17 protein-coding genes and 1 tRNA gene are annotated in these 15,092 nt (G+C 62.8%); 5 read left to right on the top strand and 13 right to left on the bottom strand.

Features of this window, described 5'->3' with window-relative positions; translation table 11 throughout:
• Positions 1-49: 49 nt before the first annotated feature.
• Both CUR85_RS14990 and CUR85_RS14985 read left to right on the top strand, forming a co-directional pair.
• Positions 50-967, top strand: a complete 918-nt coding sequence (locus tag CUR85_RS14990; RefSeq protein ID WP_067266259.1) for an MBL fold metallo-hydrolase — start codon at positions 50-52, stop codon at positions 965-967.
• Positions 968-977: 10 nt separating this feature from the next.
• The gene (locus CUR85_RS14985; RefSeq protein WP_280322801.1) at positions 978-1,112 is read left to right on the top strand and encodes a hypothetical protein; all 135 of its coding nucleotides are present in this window, start codon (positions 978-980) and stop codon (positions 1,110-1,112) included.
• Between the two features lie 71 nt (positions 1,113-1,183).
• On the opposite strand, the gene CUR85_RS14980 is transcribed toward CUR85_RS14985, so the two are convergent.
• The 3 genes from CUR85_RS14980 to CUR85_RS14970 all read right to left on the bottom strand — a co-directional run bounded on the left by CUR85_RS14980 (position 1,184) and on the right by CUR85_RS14970 (position 3,678).
• The gene (locus tag CUR85_RS14980) at positions 1,184-1,741 is read right to left on the bottom strand and encodes a hypothetical protein (RefSeq protein ID WP_067266262.1); all 558 of its coding nucleotides are present in this window, start codon (positions 1,739-1,741) and stop codon (positions 1,184-1,186) included.
• Positions 1,742-1,834: 93 nt separating this feature from the next.
• A complete protein-coding gene (locus tag CUR85_RS14975; protein WP_067266264.1) occupies positions 1,835-2,560 on the bottom strand; it encodes an RlmE family RNA methyltransferase in 726 nt (241 codons plus the stop codon).
• Complete coding sequence (locus tag CUR85_RS14970; protein ID WP_067266266.1) at positions 2,560-3,678, bottom strand: Ppx/GppA phosphatase family protein; 1,119 nt, start codon at positions 3,676-3,678, stop codon at positions 2,560-2,562. The genes CUR85_RS14975 and CUR85_RS14970 overlap by 1 nt, the downstream gene beginning before the upstream one ends.
• Before the next feature lie 293 nt (positions 3,679-3,971).
• Between CUR85_RS14970 and CUR85_RS14965 the strand changes: the two genes are divergently transcribed.
• From CUR85_RS14965 to CUR85_RS14955, 3 genes are read left to right on the top strand one after another with little or no spacing between them, the layout of a single operon-like run.
• A complete protein-coding gene (locus CUR85_RS14965; RefSeq protein WP_067266269.1) occupies positions 3,972-4,268 on the top strand; it encodes a virulence factor in 297 nt (98 codons plus the stop codon).
• 12 nt (positions 4,269-4,280) lie between these two features.
• Entirely contained in the window at positions 4,281-5,228 is a 948-nt protein-coding gene (locus CUR85_RS14960; RefSeq protein ID WP_280322799.1) for a methylenetetrahydrofolate reductase, read from the top strand.
• 10 nt (positions 5,229-5,238) lie between these two features.
• Positions 5,239-6,318 carry a methyltetrahydrofolate cobalamin methyltransferase gene (locus CUR85_RS14955; protein ID WP_067266272.1) on the top strand — a complete coding sequence of 360 codons (1,080 nt, stop codon included), beginning with the start codon at positions 5,239-5,241 and terminating at the stop codon, positions 6,316-6,318.
• A gap of 112 nt (positions 6,319-6,430) precedes the next feature.
• On the opposite strand, the gene CUR85_RS14950 is transcribed toward CUR85_RS14955, so the two are convergent.
• The 10 genes from CUR85_RS14950 to iscR all read right to left on the bottom strand — a co-directional run bounded on the left by CUR85_RS14950 (position 6,431) and on the right by iscR (position 15,023).
• Positions 6,431-6,507, bottom strand: a tRNA-Arg gene (locus CUR85_RS14950).
• Between the two features lie 74 nt (positions 6,508-6,581).
• The gene (locus CUR85_RS14945) at positions 6,582-7,802 is read right to left on the bottom strand and encodes a cysteine desulfurase (RefSeq protein ID WP_067262941.1); all 1,221 of its coding nucleotides are present in this window, start codon (positions 7,800-7,802) and stop codon (positions 6,582-6,584) included.
• 29 nt (positions 7,803-7,831) lie between these two features.
• Positions 7,832-8,380 (bottom strand): YIP1 family protein, encoded by a 549-nt coding sequence (locus CUR85_RS14940; protein ID WP_280322798.1) that lies wholly within the window; start codon positions 8,378-8,380, stop codon positions 7,832-7,834.
• Position 8,381: 1 nt separating this feature from the next.
• On the bottom strand, positions 8,382-8,864 hold the full coding sequence (locus CUR85_RS14935; protein WP_067262945.1) for a hypothetical protein: 483 nt from the start codon (positions 8,862-8,864) through the stop codon (positions 8,382-8,384).
• The gene (sufD, locus tag CUR85_RS14930; RefSeq protein ID WP_067262947.1) at positions 8,864-10,144 is read right to left on the bottom strand and encodes a Fe-S cluster assembly protein SufD; all 1,281 of its coding nucleotides are present in this window, start codon (positions 10,142-10,144) and stop codon (positions 8,864-8,866) included. Before sufD ends, CUR85_RS14935 begins: the two co-directional genes overlap by 1 nt.
• Positions 10,144-10,899: a Fe-S cluster assembly ATPase SufC gene (sufC, locus tag CUR85_RS14925; protein WP_067262950.1), complete on the bottom strand. Its 756-nt coding sequence runs from the start codon at positions 10,897-10,899 to the stop codon at positions 10,144-10,146. The genes sufD and sufC overlap by 1 nt, the downstream gene beginning before the upstream one ends.
• Before the next feature lie 83 nt (positions 10,900-10,982).
• Positions 10,983-11,789 (bottom strand): polysaccharide pyruvyl transferase family protein, encoded by an 807-nt coding sequence (locus CUR85_RS14920; RefSeq protein WP_067262953.1) that lies wholly within the window; start codon positions 11,787-11,789, stop codon positions 10,983-10,985.
• Entirely contained in the window at positions 11,789-13,312 is a 1,524-nt protein-coding gene (gene sufB / locus CUR85_RS14915) for a Fe-S cluster assembly protein SufB (protein WP_067262981.1), read from the bottom strand. The genes CUR85_RS14920 and sufB overlap by 1 nt, the downstream gene beginning before the upstream one ends.
• A 36-nt stretch (positions 13,313-13,348) precedes the next feature.
• Positions 13,349-14,449, bottom strand: a complete 1,101-nt coding sequence (locus CUR85_RS14910) for a cysteine desulfurase family protein (protein WP_067262956.1) — start codon at positions 14,447-14,449, stop codon at positions 13,349-13,351.
• 112 nt (positions 14,450-14,561) lie between these two features.
• Positions 14,562-15,023, bottom strand: a complete 462-nt coding sequence (iscR, locus tag CUR85_RS14905; protein ID WP_067262959.1) for a Fe-S cluster assembly transcriptional regulator IscR — start codon at positions 15,021-15,023, stop codon at positions 14,562-14,564.
• Positions 15,024-15,092: the final 69 nt, after the last annotated feature.

Below are 15,092 nucleotides of genomic sequence, written 5' to 3'. Positions count from 1 at the left end.
TGGGGATGATTATATTCACGAATCGGAATGAATGATGGGAGGGGATCAGATGAAGATTAACAGACGGATGGTGCTGGCCGGAATGGGGGCGGCCGCGCTCGCCCAAACGCCGCTGCGCGTCTTCGCGATGACCTCGGCCCAGATCGGCGGCTATGAATTCATCAGCATAAGCGACGGCAATCTGGTACTGCCGCGCAGCTTTTTCTTCGAAGGTTTGCCGCAAGACGCACTGGCGGAGGCTTTGGCGCCCTTCGACCTGCCCCAAGACCAGTTGGAGCCGCCCTGCAACCTGACGCTTTTGCGCAATGCCGAGCGTGTGATCCTCTTTGACGCGGGCGCGGGCCCTGCCTTCATGCCCTCCGCCGGGGCGCTGCTCGACAGCCTTGATGCCGCAGGCGTCGCGCCGGAGGCGGTGACCGATGTGGTCTTTACCCATGGCCATCCCGACCACCTGTGGGGCGTGCTGGACGATTTCGACGATCTGGTCTTTCCCAATGCGCGCTACCATATGGGCCAGGTCGAATGGGACTATTGGCGCGATCCGGCGACGGTGGACCGGATTGGCCCGGCCCGTGCCGCCTTTGCCGTGGGGGCCGCGCGGCGGCTGGAAGCGATTGAGGATCGGGTGAGCCATTTTGCCGACGGGGACGAAGTGCTGCCCGGCATCACGGCGCAGGACAGTTTCGGCCATACGCCCGGGCATATGTCTTTCCTTCTGGGCACGGGCGGTGATGCGCTGTTGATCGGCGGCGACGCCATTGGCAACCACCATCTTGCCTTTGCGCGCCCGGGCTGGGCCAGCGGATCGGACCAAGACCCCGAGTTAGGCGCGAAGACCCGGCAGCGCTTGCTGGATCGGCTGGCGCAGGAGCGGATCTGGCTGATGGGGTTCCACCTGCCGCAGGGCGGATTGGGCCGTGTCGAGCGCAATGGCGAGAGCTATCGCTTTCTGGGGGGCGCGCAATGAAACACTTGATTTGCGCTACCGCTCCCTGTTCGACTCGCACGCCATGGCCAGTGGGGTATTGCCGGTAAATACCCCCGGCGCTCAACCGCACGACAACGCCGAAGCCAAGGGGTTTATCGCTGAAGGATTGTTCGGGGATATTTGATAGTCCCGACCCCGCTTAGGGGTGAGCAACAGACCGGCCCCGCCTGCCGGGACCGGTCTGCGCGGGCAGCCTCAGAAGAAAGCCGCCGCTTCCAACTCAACTGTAATCACCCCGATGATTGCGCCGTTCGACGGCTCCGTGATCGGCATCGAGACGCGGCTTTGATGGGCCTTCGACCTTTCGTCAACGGCCACCTGATCAATCACGAAAATCCCCGACGGCGGCGAAAAACGGTTGCTGTTCTTGGGCTTGCCGCCTTTGAAATAGACCGAGGCGCTGCCGCTGGAGACCACGGTCAGCCCATAGGCATCCAGCAAAGTCACCTCGGCGATCTGACCCTCGGCGCGGGCGATCTGCGATTGGAGAAACGCTGCGGCAATCGGCGCTTTCGACTGGGGCACCTCGGCGCCCGGCCCTGTAACTGCCGCCGGCGTGACCGCCAGCGCCTTCAATTCGCGGTGCCGCGCGTTCTGCTGTGCGATCGCATCGACGATACGGGCGTCATTGACCCAAGACAGCAAGTCACGGTCGATGTAATCGTTCACGGCCCAAGGCACTTCGGAGGCGGAAACCTTGAGCCCGGAACAGAGGATGAAGATGAGCGATACAAGTGGCAGGTGTCGTAGCATCGGGGAGCCCTCATGAGGTAGGCGGCACAATACCGCGGGAGAGCTACACCCTAAGCCTTGACTGGTTTACGCCCCATGAACGGCGATGGCGGGTTAGGCTTCTTCGCCCTTAAACCCTGTGGCCACCACGAATTTTTCCGACGAATCCGGGCGGCTTGCAGGTGGTTTGATATTGGCGACCTTGGCAAAACGGCGCTTGAGCAGCTTTTGCAACTCACCTTCCGCGCCGCCTGCCAGCACCTTGGCTACGAATGTGCCGCCCTCTTCCAACACATCGAAAGCGAAATAGGCCGCCGCCTCGCAAAGCGCGATGATGCGCAGGTGGTCGGTCTGTTTATGCCCGGATGAGGCCGCGGCCATGTCCGACATCACCACATCCGCCTTGCCGCCGAGCCACTCCTTGACCTTGAGGTCGGCGTCATCCTCCATGAAGTCGAGCTGGTGCAACTCGCAGCCCGCGATCGGCTCCATTTCTTGCAGGTCGACCCCCAGAATGGTGCCCTGCGCCTTGCCCTTCTTTTCGCCCAATACGTTGCAGCGTTTGACGGCGACCTGACACCAGCCGCCCGGTGCGGCACCAAGGTCGACCACCCGCGCGCCGGGGACGAGGAAGCGATATTTATCGTCCAGCTCCATGATCTTATAAGCCGCCCGCCCACGATAGCCCTCGGCCTGCGCGCGTTTGACATAAGGATCGTTTAACTGCCGCTGCAACCAACGGGTGGAACTGAGCTTGCGCCCGCGTGCGGATTTCACCTTGACCTTGAGATCACGCTGACCGCGCCCCGAGGTGTTCTTTCCGTCCGGTGTCTTGGCCATTAAAAGACCCCTTCTTCTAATACGCCATCGGCGCTCATCTGTGCATATAGCAGGCCTTCGCGCAGACCGCGATCCGCAACTGACAGCCTGTCGGTCGGCCAGCAGCGCATCAAGGCTTGCAGGATCGCGGCCCCCGACATGATCAGCGCCGCCCGGTCTTGCCCAATACGCGGATCGGCGCGCCGCCCGCCCGGCCCCATGGCGATATAGGAATGGATCACCTTGTCGATCTGGGCGCTGGTCATGCTGAGGCCGTCGACCTTTGTCCGGTCATAGCGCTTCAGGTTCAGATGGCTTGCCGCCACGGTGGTCACGGTGCCCGAGGTGCCGACGATCTGGAACCGTTTTTGCGACTGGATCGTCTGATAGGGCGTGAAATCGGTGAGGTTCTCTTCGAAAAACCAACTCATCAGGGCAAAGCGCGCGGCATCGTCTTCGACGTCAGAAAATTGATCGCGCAGGGTCGCCACGCCCAAGGGCACGCTGATCCAATCCACCACCCGGGCGGCGGGGACATCAGATTTCGCCTGATAGAACCCGCCCTGAAGCCGCATGATCGAGCGTGCGCGGTCGGCCCGCGGCACTTTGGAGATGTCGATCCACACCAGCTCGGTCGAACCGCCGCCAATATCGACCACTAGCAGGTTTTCCGTCTTGCGGCTGACCAGCGGCGCGCAGGAGATCACGGCAAGCTGGGCTTCTTCCTCGGGGCGGATAATGTCGAGCTTGAGACCGGTCTCGCGCTGAATGCGGCGCATGAACTCCGCCCCGTTCTGCGCACGGCGACAGGCTTCGGTCGCGACAAGACGCATGTTCTGCACCTTGTTGCGCCGCAACTTTTGCTGACAGATGCGCAATGCCTGAATGGTGCGCGCCATTGATCCGCGCGAAAGCCGCCCGGTCTTTTCCAAACCGGCACCCAATTGCACCGATTTCGAAAAACTGTCCACCACATGGAAACCGCTGCCCCGAGGCTGGGCGATCAACATGCGGCAGCTATTTGTACCCAGATCTAGGGCCGCATATAGCTCATTAGATCTGGGCGGAACTGGCGCGGGGCTCAGAGCCGGAATGTCTTTGTCGAGCGCACCCGCACCTTTGGGACGCTGTGGCGCCATGGTTACGCGCCTTTCATATCGAGTTGCCCCCAAAGGTATTCCCTGCGCCCAGCCGGTGCAAGTGGTCGCGGTGCCTTGGGCCAATTTCCGCGGCGTCCGCGGGACACCCTCGCCCCGCAATCAGGGCCACCTCACAATCATCTTGAGAATAATGGGGGCGCCGCCCCCTCGTGATGGCAGGGCCAATGCGCTATCACCTCCCCCAAGTCGCGGATGGGTCGTGTTTCGTCGAAAAACGGCCCTGTCCTGACCGCGACGCTCGTTAGACAGGTTTAAACCGGAGGAATCGTCCCATGCCCGCAGTCACCATCGTTTACTGGCGCGATATTCCCGCTCAGGTGATCGTCGGCAAGGGCCGTCGCGGGGCGAAACGCCCCCTGCCCGAACGCTTTGAACAGGCGATCGACCGCGCGGCGATGAAGGTGGGGGCCGCCAATACCGACGCCTATCTCGCGGAATGGCGCAAGGCAGAGCCGTTTGAGGTTGAGGGCGATCCCGACAGCATCGCCGATGCCGAAGCCGCCCGCATCGACGCGGAATACGACCGCGACCGGATTAAGCAACTGATTGACAACGACGGTTGGGCATAGCCTGCCAGCCCTATGATCAAGGACACGCTCATGGCACTTTTGAACTTCCGCAAAAAGGAAACACCGGCCCCAGAGGCGCCGGTGGCCGAAGTCGAGGCGCTGTTGAAAGATTATTCGATCGAGGTGATGCCCCGCACCGCCGAAAAGGTCGAGGATTTCCGCGCCCTACTGCCAGAGTGCACCTGTGTCTATATCGCCCATATCGACGGCACCCCGATCGAAGACATGGTCGCCACCGCCGCGCGGTTGAATGCGGATGGCTTCAAGGTCATGCCGCATTTCCCGGCCCGCATCATCAAAGACCGCGCCACGCTGGCCGATTGGATCGCCCGTTATCAGGGCGAGGCCGATGTGCGCCAAGCGCTGCTGCTGGCGGGCGGTGTCACCACTCCGGCGGGGGAATTCAGCGACTCGATGCAGTTGATGGAAACGGGGCTGTTCGACAAGGCAGGCTTTACCCGCCTGCATGTCGCTGGCCACCCCGAAGGCAACCGCGATATCGACGCTGTCGGGGGCCGCCTTAACGTCGATGCGGCGCTCAAATGGAAGAACGATTTCCAAACCCGCACGGACGCCGAAATGGCCATCGCCACGCAATTCGCCTTTGACGCGCAGCCGATCATCGAATGGGCCGACAGTCTGAAGGCCGCTGGTATCACCCTGCCCATCCACATCGGCATCGCGGGCCCCGCCAAACTGCAAACGCTGATCAAATTCGCCATCGCCTGCGGTGTTGGCCCCTCGCTCAAGGTGCTGCAAAAGCGGGCAATGGATGTCACCAAGCTGCTGTTGCCCTATGAGCCGACAGATGTGATCAGCGAACTAGCCGCCCACAAAGCGGCGCACCCGGATTTCAACATCACCCATGTGCATCTTTTCCCGCTGGGCGGGATCAAGACCAGCGCCACATGGGTCCAAGAGAATGGCGGCGCCTCTGGGGTGCCCGCCGACGCAGCCTGAAGGAAGTTACATGACCAGAACCGTCATCGAATCCAAGACCAAGACCGCCGTCATCGGCTTTGACGAGCCGTTTTGCGTGATCGGAGAGCGGATCAACCCCACGGGCCGCAAGATCCTCAGCCAAGAGCTGGAGCAAGGCGATTTTTCGCGGGTCGAGGCGGATGCCATCGCGCAGGTCGCCGCCGGTGCCACGGTGCTCGACGTGAACTCGGGCGCGGTCTTCTCCAACAAAATGGCCGAAGACCCGCGCTATGCCGACAACAACTTCGTCGAGCCGATGCTGATGCCGGAGCTGATCAAGGTCGTGCAAAATGCCGTCGACGTGCCGATCTGCATCGACAGTTCGGTCCCCGGCGCGCTTGAGGCGGGGCTTGAGGCCTGCGAAGGCCGCCCGCTGCTGAACTCCGTCACCGGAGAGGAAGAGCGGCTGGAGGTCGTGCTGCCGCTGGTCAAGAAATACAACGTGCCTGTCGTGGCGATCTCCAATGACGACACAGGGATCTCCGAGGACCCGGATGTGCGCTTTGCCGTGGCGAAAAAGATCGTCGAACGCGCCGCCGATTTTGGCATTCCCGCCCATGACATCGTCGTCGACCCGCTGGTCATGCCGATTGGCGCCATGGCGACGGCGGGCCATCAGGTCTTTACCCTTGTCCGCCGTTTGCGCGAGGAATTGGGCGTGAACACCACTTGTGGCGCCTCCAACATCTCTTTCGGGCTGCCCAACCGCCACGGCATCAACAATGCCTTCCTCCCCATGGCAATGGGTGCGGGCATGACGAGTGCGATCATGAACCCGGTGGCCGTGCCGCTGAGCGCCACCAAAATCGCCGAAAAGCGGGCCGAGATTGCCGCCGCGGGGATCATCCTCCCCGAAGATATGGATGACGAGACCTTTGCGACGCTCTTTAACCTCGGCTCGACCAAACCCCGCCCGGGCAAGGAGATGGAGGCCATCCGCGCCGCCAACTTCCTCTTCGACCGTGATCCTCATGGCAGCGCTTGGATTGAGTTCAACAAAAGCGCGCCCAAAGCGGGTCAAGAGGGCCGCGGTCGCGCGGGCCGCTCAGGTGGGCGCCGCCGCCGCTAAGGCACCGCTTTAGAAATCGGAAAGCCCCGCCAGCATCGCTGCGCGGGGCTTTTTCTTGCGCAAACGGATGATCGACGCATCGCGCGGCAGCAAACTTAACGATCGGAAAAAATGGCGGACCCTAGAGGATTCGAACCTCTGGCCTCTGCCTTCGGAGGGCAGCGCTCTATCCAGCTGAGCTAAGGGTCCACTGAGGGGCGGTATAGCCAGAGCGCGCCGCCCCTGCAATGGGAAATCCGGGGGCAAGGGCGGCGAAATTCACCTTAGGTGAAAAGATCATGCGCCAATTCAAGCGCATCGACCAATGTGTCGACCTCGGCCCGGGTGTTATACATGCCAAAGGACGCGCGGCAGGTGGCCGAAACGCCGAGATGCGTCATCAAGGGGGCTGCGCAATGATGCCCAGCCCGGACGGCCACGCCTTTCTTGTCGAGCACGGTCGAGATGTCATGCGCATGGGCGGCGCCGTCCAGTGTGAAGCTGAAGATCGCCGCTTTGTCCGGCGTCGTGCCTTGCAGGTTGAGCCAATTCAAACCGCCGAGCCGCGAGACCGCGTAGTCGCGCAGATCGTCCTCATGGGCGGCGATATTCTCCATCCCCAGATCCATCATGAACTCCAGCGCTACGCCCAAGCCAATGGTGCCGACGATACCGGGGGTGCCTGCTTCGAACATCATTGGCGGGTCGTTGTAGCTCACCGCGTCCTTGCTGACTTCGCGGATCATGTCACCGCCGCCGATGAAGGGGCGCATTTCGGCCATGCGCTCGGACTTGATATAGATCGCGCCCGAACCGGAGGGGCCATAGAGTTTATGCCCCGTGACGGCATAGAAATCACAGCCGAGGTCCTGCACGTCGACAGGCATATGCACCGCCGCCTGCGAGCCATCGACCAAGACCGGAACGCCCTTCTCATGAGCGGCTTCGGTGATGGTTTTCACGTCAACTTTCGTGCCCAAGACGTTGGAAAGGTGAGATATTGCAACCAGCTTGGTCTTCGGCCCGATGGCATCGATCACCGCCTGCGGGTCAAGCGCGCCGGTGGCGTCCACATCGACCCATTTCAGTACCACGCCCTGCCGTTCACGCAGGAAATGCCACGGCACGATATTGGCATGATGCTCCATCACCGACAGGACGATCTCATCGCCCGCCTGCATCCGGGGCATGGCCCAACCGTAGGCCACGGTGTTGATCCCCATCGTCGCCCCGGTGTTGAGCACGATCTCATCTTCCGACCCGGCGTTGAGGAAGCGCGCCACGGTGCCGCGCACGCTTTCGTATTTGTCGGTCGCAAGATTAGAAAGGTAGTGCAGACCCCTGTGAACGTTGGAATATTCATTCGCATAAGCTTGGGTGATCGCGTCGATCACCACCTGCGGCTTCTGGGCCGAAGCGCCATTGTCGAGGTAGACCAGCGGCTTGCCGTTCACCTCGCGGCCAAGGATCGGAAACTGCGCCCGGACGGCTTCAACGTCGAACATGACTTAAACTCCCTGGGCGGTCAGCCCGATCAAAGACAGCAAAAGGCCAAGCCCCAGCAAGACCCCAAGCGCGGCCCCACGAGCACCGCGGCGGCGTGGAATAGCCCCGGCAGATGCAAGAGTTCGGCCACAAAATTCAAAAGGATCCAAAGACCCCAAATTGTAACGACGAAAGAGGCCAGCAACGCCACCGGCGGCAGCGCCAAGGTCAGCAGCAAGATGCCCAGTTGCGCACAGAGGCGAAGCGCCTGAAGCCACACGACGGCAGCCAAAAGCGGCGTCACCGCGCCCTGCCCGCCCAGTGCCCGGCCAACCCAAGTCAGCGCATGCACATAGAGCACCATCAACCCGGCCTGCAGCGCGAAGAGCACCAGTGGCGATTGGAAATAGCTCGGCAGCGCCATGGCGGGCGGCGCGATCACGAAGGTGGCCGAGATGACGAGCGCATTCAGTGCGGCCACCAAGGCAAGCGACGTCCAGACAACATCATTGCCCAAGGGCAGCACCGCAATCTGGCGCGCTGCCACACGGGGGCTGCGCAGGGTGGTCTGCGCAAGCTGGATCAGGGCGCCGCTCATCTCAGCCCCGCTGCGCGGCGACAAGTCCCGCGATCCAGAACCAAAAGAAAACGGCCAACCAGATCACCCCGACGATCTGCGCCTGTAGGCCCGGCCCGATGAACCCAAGCGCGAGGCCCAGCAACAAAAGGATCGGTGCAGAGGCAAGGAGCGACCAAACCAAGGTCAGCCGCACCGCATAACCGCTGAGCCGTTGCCCCGCGACACGGCTGATCCCCCAGACCATCGCGGCCAAGCCATAGAGCAGCAAGGGCATCACGAAGATCCAGAAAAACGCGCTCCAATACTGGCGCACCGCGAGCGGCCCGTCCGGATCGAGATGCGCCGCGCGGGCTTGATACGGCGACAGGGCCACGAAGATCAGCAGCCCCGCCATCAGCGCGAACATCAGCACGCGCACCTCGTTGCGTCCCTGCGCAAGCAGCCCCGACATCACTTTGCCGGGGCTGCGGTAGGTCGCAACGATATCGCTGGTGACAGCCATCAGGCGCTACGACGCTCCAACCACGAGCTGAGACGCCCGGTGATTTCCTCGCGCAGTTCCTCGGCCTCGATCTCCTCCACCGCTTCGGCAAGGAAGGCCAGCGTCAGCAGGTCGGTTGCCTCGGCATGGGACACACCGCGGGCGCGGAGGTAGAACAGTGCCTCCTCGTCGATCGCGCCGGAGGTCGAGCCATGCGAACAGGCCACGTCATCGGCGTAGATCTCAAGCTCGGGCTTGGCGAGGAACTGGCTGTCGCCGTCCAGAAGAAGCGACTGGCTGATCTGGTAGCCATCGGTCTTCTGCGCGCCTTCCTTTACGAGGATCTTGCCCTGGAACACGCCGGTGGCACCGTTGCGCAGCACCTTCTTGAAGACCTGACGGCTTTCGCAATTCTCGGCATCATGGGTGATGAAAACCGTGTCGTCATGGTGGAAATCGCCATCGCCGACGCAGGCGCCCGCCACATGGGCCGAGGCATCGTCGCCAGTGAGCTCGATCACGCATTCGTTGCGTGTCAGCGCGCCGTTCACGGTGACGGTAAAGCTCTTGAACAGCGACTCGGTCCCCAAACGGGTGAAGACATGGGTCGCGGCACGGCGCTCGTGGTCGCGGCCCTGTGCGCGAACATGGTGGAAGCGCGCGGTGTCGGCCACCTCGACCTCCATCACGGTGTTGAAGCGCGCAGCTGCGGGACCGTTCTCCAAAAGCGTGACTTCGGCACCTTTGTCGAGCTTTACCACATGGTGCAAAATCGCGTCGGAAGTCTCTGATTTGTGTTGATAAACCAGATTGATCGGCTTGCTCGGCGTGCCGGAGACATGGATCAAGACGCCATCGGTCGCGAAGGCGGTGTTGAGCGCCGCGAGCGGACGCTGCACCGGGGTCTGGCCGTTCTTTTCCAGCGTGCCGTAGAGGTCGCGTGCCCAATGCAGGTCGCTGTCCGCCGCGGCGAGCCGTTCGATGCTGACGCCTTCGAGCGTGAGGTCATCCGAGGCGTCGGCGTCGAACACGCCATCAACAAAGACGATGCGCAGACGCTCGGTGCCGTCGAACAAGGGCGCGTCACCGTGATCGAAGATCGCGGCAGGCTGCGCCTCAGCCTGGGTCAGCGTGTCGGGGCGGGTGAACTTCCAATATTCATCCCGGCGCTGCGGCAGGCCCATGGTGCGAACCCGCGCCAGCGCATCTTCGCGCGCCGCTTGGCTCCAGCCGCCCTGCGGCATGTCGAGCGCTGCGATCATCGCCTCGGTCGGGGTTTCTTTCAGTTGTGCTTCGGCCATTATGCCACCTCGGCAAGGATGTCTGCGTAACCGTTGTTCTCGACTTCGAGCGCCAGCTCAGGCCCACCAGTCTTGATGATGCGGCCATCATGCATGATGTGCACGACGTCCGGTTTGATGTGGTCGAGAAGACGCTGGTAGTGCGTGATGACGAGGAAACCGCGGCCCTCGGTGCGCAGGGCGTTCACGCCTTCGGCCACCAGTTTCATCGCGTCAACGTCGAGGCCCGAGTCGGTCTCGTCGAGGATGCACATCTTGGGCTCGAGCATCGCCATCTGCAGGATTTCGTTGCGCTTCTTCTCACCGCCGGAGAAGCCCATGTTCACGGGCCGCTTCAGCATCTCGGCGTCGATCTTCAGGTCTTTCGCCTTGGCGCGGATTTCCTTGAGGAAGTCGGCGGCCGAGATTTCCTCTTCGCCGCGCGCCTTGCGCTGTGCGTTCACGGCCGTACGCAGGAAAGTCATGTTGCCGACGCCGGGGATTTCCACCGGGTACTGGAAGGCAAGGAAGAGGCCCGCCGCGGCGCGCTCTTCGGGTTCCAGTTCGAGGATGTCTTCACCTTCGAGCGTGGCGGAGCCCTCGGTGACCTCGTAGCCGTCCTTGCCCGAGAGCACGTAGCTCAGCGTGGACTTGCCCGAGCCGTTCGGCCCCATGATGGCGTGCACCTTGCCGGCCTCGACTTCCAGATCGACGCCCTTGAGGATCTGCTTGTCCTCTTCTTCCAGTTTCACCTGCAGGTTCTTGATGCTCAGCATTTCGGTCTCCTTCTGGCGCGCCTTGCGCCGCAATTCATGCTATTTCAGTGTTGTCTCAGGGGCTTGCCCCTGCGTGTTAAAGTTCATGCCGCCCCCTGACGGGCGCAGAGCGCGGCGGGAAAGCTGTCTTTCAGCGCGGCGCGGCAGGCCGTGATGCCGCCCTGGTAGCTCAGCGGCGCGTCGGATTTGGGTGCCGCCGGAATATCGGCCAAGGCAATCGGCGCGCGCATGTCGCGCCCCACGGAGGCGGCGTAGTCGTGAAACTTCAGCCGCCCCTGCCCCTCGGGCGCCACCCAAGTGTTGGCCACGCCGTAAGCATCCGCCGTGATCAGCCCGTGCAGCGACGAGGCAAAGACATGGGCACAGGCGGCGATGCCGGCGCAAACCTGCTCCACCGGATCGCGCGGGTCGATCAGCACATAGGCGCTGTCGGAGGCCACGAGGTCCAGCAAGTCGGGACCGTCCGCCAGCGTGTGATGCGGCACGATGCCGATCTTGTCGCCGCGTGGTGCGTCACTGGGCAGAACCTCGTTCACCAAGAGCCCCGGATCACCGAAAACGTCTGTCTCGATGCCCAATAGAGCCGCCGTCACCGGCCCGCGCAGCAGCGCGATCTCGATGTTCTTCAGGAACGCACGGCCCCCGGCGGGGCGCAGCAGACCGCTGCCCCAGATCACCGGCCTGGCCCCGACGCGCGGCGTCTCGTAGTTCCGCCGCACGACCTGCATGAGCGAGCCAAGGCCGAAGACCTCGGCCTCATCCACCGACGCATGTTCCACCCGCCGCCCCGAGACATGGCTCAGAATCAGCGGGCTCAGCGCATCGCCGAAGTTCGGCTGCGCCTTCCACCAATGCAGGCGGAGGGGGGTATGCGCCGCATCAAGGCTCATCAGCCGACGGAGCCTTCCAGCGAGATCGCCACGAGCGCCTGCGCTTCCATGGCGAACTCCATCGGCAGCGCCTGCAGCACGTCCTTGCAGAAACCGTTCACCACCAGCGCCACGGCCTCTTCCTCGTCCATGCCGCGCGAGCGGCAATAGAACATCTGGTCGTCGTCCACCTTCGACGTCGTCGCCTCGTGCTCAACGCGGCTCGAGTTGTTCTTCACCTCGATATAGGGCACCGTATGCGCCCCGCATTCCGAGCCGATCAACAGGCTGTCGCACTGGGTATAATTGCGCGATTCCTTGGCCTTGGGGTGCATCGAGACGAGGCCCCGGTAGGTGTTCTGTGCCTTGCCCGCCGAGATGCCCTTGGACACGATGCGCGACTTGGTGCGCTTGCCGAGGTGCACCATCTTGGTGCCGGTGTCGGCCTGCTGCATGTTATTGGCGATGGCGATGGAGTAGAACTCGCCCTGGCTGTCGTCGCCGCGCAGGATGCAGGACGGGTATTTCCACGTCACGGCAGAGCCGGTCTCGACCTGCGTCCACATCACCTTCGCGCGGTCGCCGCGGCAATCGGCGCGCTTGGTCACGAAGTTGTAGATCCCGCCCTTGCCGTCCTCGTCGCCCGGATACCAGTTCTGCACGGTGGAATATTTCACTTCCGCGTCTTCCTCGACGATGATCTCAACCACGGCGGCGTGCAGCTGGCTCTCGTCGCGCTGCGGTGCGGTGCAGCCTTCGAGGTAGCTGACGTAGGAGCCCTTGTCGGCGATGATCAGCGTGCGCTCGAACTGGCCGGTGTTCTCGGCGTTGATGCGGAAATAGGTCGACAGCTCCATCGGGCAGCGCACCCCCGGCGGGACATAGACGAAGGACCCGTCGGAGAAGACCGCGGAGTTCAGCGTGGCGTAGAAGTTGTCCGACACCGGCACGACCGAGCCGAGGTACTTCTTCACCAGGTCGGGATATTCGCGGATCGCCTCGGAGATCGAGCAGAAGATCACGCCGGCCTTTTTCAGCTCTTCCTGGAAGGTTGTGCCGACGGAGACGGAATCGAACACCGCGTCCACCGCCACCCTGCGGCCCTCGGCAGGCGCATCCTCGGCGCCCTCGACACCGGCAAGGATCATCTGCTCCTTCAGCGGGATGCCGAGCTTTTCATAGGTCGCCAGCAGCTTCGGGTCGACCTCGTCGAGCGACTTGGGCTTCTGCGCCATGCTCTTGGGCCTGGCGTAGTAATACTGCTCCTGAAAGTCGATTTCAGGATAATCCACCATCGCCCAATCCGGCTCTTCCTTGCTGAGCCAGCGGTTGTAAGCCTCAAGCCGCCACTCGGTCATCCACTCAGGCTCGCCGTTCTTCTCCGAGATCAGCTTCACGATCTCCGGCGTCAGCCCTTTGGGCGCGTATTCCATCTCGATGTCAGTGGACCAGCCGTATTTGTACTTGCCGCCGACTTCGCGCACGGCATCCACGGTTTCCTGGTCAACGCCTTCCTTGACGCCATCATTCTCTTTCAGGGTCATATTTTCCAAGGTTTCAGTTCCTTTCCGTGGCGGCGCTCAGGCGGCCCGCGTTTCGTGCTTTTTCAATTTGGCCGTCCAGCTCGTGGCGAACCGCAGGATATCTTCCCGGGTGGTGTCGAGGCCCAGCGACACCCGGATCGCGCTGGCGGCCTGTGTTTCATCAAAGCCCATGGCGCGCAATACGGCACTGGCGCGCACCTTGCCGCTGGAACAGGCCGACCCTGCCGAAATGGCAAAACCGGCAAGGTCCATCTGCATCACTTGGGTCTCGCCCTTCCAGCCGGGCGTGATGATACAAGAGGTGTTGGGCAGGCGCTGAGCGCCTTTCCCTACTAAAATAGTCAGACTTGCGACATCCGCAAGGGTCGCTTCCAGCAAATTACGCTGTTCTGCCACCTCTTCCCAACGCCCCGCAGCCAGATCGGCCGCCGCCGCCTCAGCCGCCGCGCCGAACCCTGCAATGGCCGGGATATTCTCGGTCCCCGAACGGCGACCCATCTCCTGCCCGCCGCCGCGCAGCAGTGCATGTTCGGCCAGATCAATGCCGCGTTTGACGATCAACGCGCCGATCCCCTTGGGCCCGCCCAGCTTATGCGCCGAGACAAGGATGAAATCCGCGCCCGAGGTCGCCATTTTGAACCGGGTCTTGCCGAGCGCCTGGACCGCATCGACCAGCACATAGGGCGTGTTTTCCATCGCCCAACACTGCTGCGCCAAAGGCATGGTCTGCTGCAACACACCCGTCTCGCTGTTCGCGGCCTGTAGGGCCACCACATCGGCCCCCGCCGCGGCGGCCAGGTCACCGTCCCAAACACCCTGTGCGTCGACGCCCAAACGCGCCGCCTGCCCCCAAGACAGAACCGCGTCATGCTCCACCGCTGAGGTCACCACACGCGCCCCCATCGCAGCCGCAAGCGCCGCCGCCTCTGTCGCACCGGAGGTGAAAATCACATCGACCGGATCACAGCCCACAAGCCCCGCCACCTGCGCCCGCGCCCGCTCGACCACAGCCTTGGCCGCACGGCCCTCGGCATGGACCGATGACGGGTTGCCGGGCAGGTCCATCGCCGCGATCATCGCCGCGCGCGCCTCCGCCCGCAGCGGCGTGGTCGCGTTATGGTCAAGATAGACCCGCATCCTTCATCCTTTTCCAAATACCGCGGGGGTCCGGGGCAGCGCCCCCGAAATCCCACATCACCACCCGCGCAGACCACAGCCGCCAAGGCGCCCCCGTTGCCCAAAACCACCGTCACGACTCATCCACCACGGCAAAAAGGGTCGGCACCGCCGGACAAGGGGCAAGCTCATTCTCGACCACATCCGAAAGGCGCGTCTGGTGCAGGAATACATAGACATGCGCGCTCAGCCCCTGCCAGAGCCGGTTGGTCAGCGATTGCGCCCGGCTGCCCGACAGACCGCCCGAGGCGCCCGCCCCCTTGTGCATCGCATCCACCGTCTCATCCACTGCCGCTAGCACATCGACGACGCGAATATCCGCCGCCGGACGCGCCAAACGATACCCGCCGCCCGGGCCCCGGACAGAGGTCACCAATTCGGCCCGGCGCAGCTTGACGAACAACTGTTCAAGATAGGGCAAAGAGACCGACTGCCGCTCGGCAATGTCGCCCAGAGACACCAAGGTGCCCTCGGGTTGCAGGGCAATATCGGCCAAAGCGACCATCGCGTAGCGCCCTTTGGTAGATAGCTTCATCGTCTCACCCTCACCCGCCGCGCCGCGCCATTTGATTGACGTGGGCGGCTTAAATGCCTAAGTCCAAAG

This window comes from Sulfitobacter faviae (genome assembly GCF_029870955.1).
In the GTDB taxonomy this organism is placed as follows: Bacteria; Pseudomonadota; Alphaproteobacteria; order Rhodobacterales; family Rhodobacteraceae; genus Sulfitobacter; species Sulfitobacter faviae.
This window is presented reverse-complemented; position numbering and strand designations above follow the sequence as displayed.

What these genes read in the sequence shown, in the direction of transcription:
- CUR85_RS14990 (WP_067266259.1), top strand. Translation starts at nt 50, where the DNA reads ATGAAGATTAACAGACGGATGGTGCTGGCCGGAATGGGGGCGGCCGCG.
- CUR85_RS14980 (WP_067266262.1), bottom strand. Translation starts at nt 1,741, where the DNA reads ATGCTACGACACCTGCCACTTGTATCGCTCATCTTCATCCTCTGTTCC.
- CUR85_RS14975 (WP_067266264.1), bottom strand. Translation starts at nt 2,560, where the DNA reads ATGGCCAAGACACCGGACGGAAAGAACACCTCGGGGCGCGGTCAGCGT.
- CUR85_RS14970 (WP_067266266.1), bottom strand. Translation starts at nt 3,678, where the DNA reads ATGGCGCCACAGCGTCCCAAAGGTGCGGGTGCGCTCGACAAAGACATT.
- CUR85_RS14965 (WP_067266269.1), top strand. Translation starts at nt 3,972, where the DNA reads ATGCCCGCAGTCACCATCGTTTACTGGCGCGATATTCCCGCTCAGGTG.
- CUR85_RS14960 (WP_280322799.1), top strand. Translation starts at nt 4,281, where the DNA reads ATGATCAAGGACACGCTCATGGCACTTTTGAACTTCCGCAAAAAGGAA.
- CUR85_RS14955 (WP_067266272.1), top strand. Translation starts at nt 5,239, where the DNA reads ATGACCAGAACCGTCATCGAATCCAAGACCAAGACCGCCGTCATCGGC.
- CUR85_RS14945 (WP_067262941.1), bottom strand. Translation starts at nt 7,802, where the DNA reads ATGTTCGACGTTGAAGCCGTCCGGGCGCAGTTTCCGATCCTTGGCCGC.
- CUR85_RS14940 (WP_280322798.1), bottom strand. Translation starts at nt 8,380, where the DNA reads ATGAGCGGCGCCCTGATCCAGCTTGCGCAGACCACCCTGCGCAGCCCC.
- CUR85_RS14935 (WP_067262945.1), bottom strand. Translation starts at nt 8,864, where the DNA reads ATGGCTGTCACCAGCGATATCGTTGCGACCTACCGCAGCCCCGGCAAA.
- sufD (WP_067262947.1), bottom strand. Translation starts at nt 10,144, where the DNA reads ATGGCCGAAGCACAACTGAAAGAAACCCCGACCGAGGCGATGATCGCA.
- sufC (WP_067262950.1), bottom strand. Translation starts at nt 10,899, where the DNA reads ATGCTGAGCATCAAGAACCTGCAGGTGAAACTGGAAGAAGAGGACAAG.
- CUR85_RS14920 (WP_067262953.1), bottom strand. Translation starts at nt 11,789, where the DNA reads ATGAGCCTTGATGCGGCGCATACCCCCCTCCGCCTGCATTGGTGGAAG.
- sufB (WP_067262981.1), bottom strand. Translation starts at nt 13,312, where the DNA reads ATGACCCTGAAAGAGAATGATGGCGTCAAGGAAGGCGTTGACCAGGAA.
- CUR85_RS14910 (WP_067262956.1), bottom strand. Translation starts at nt 14,449, where the DNA reads ATGCGGGTCTATCTTGACCATAACGCGACCACGCCGCTGCGGGCGGAG.
- iscR (WP_067262959.1), bottom strand. Translation starts at nt 15,023, where the DNA reads ATGAAGCTATCTACCAAAGGGCGCTACGCGATGGTCGCTTTGGCCGAT.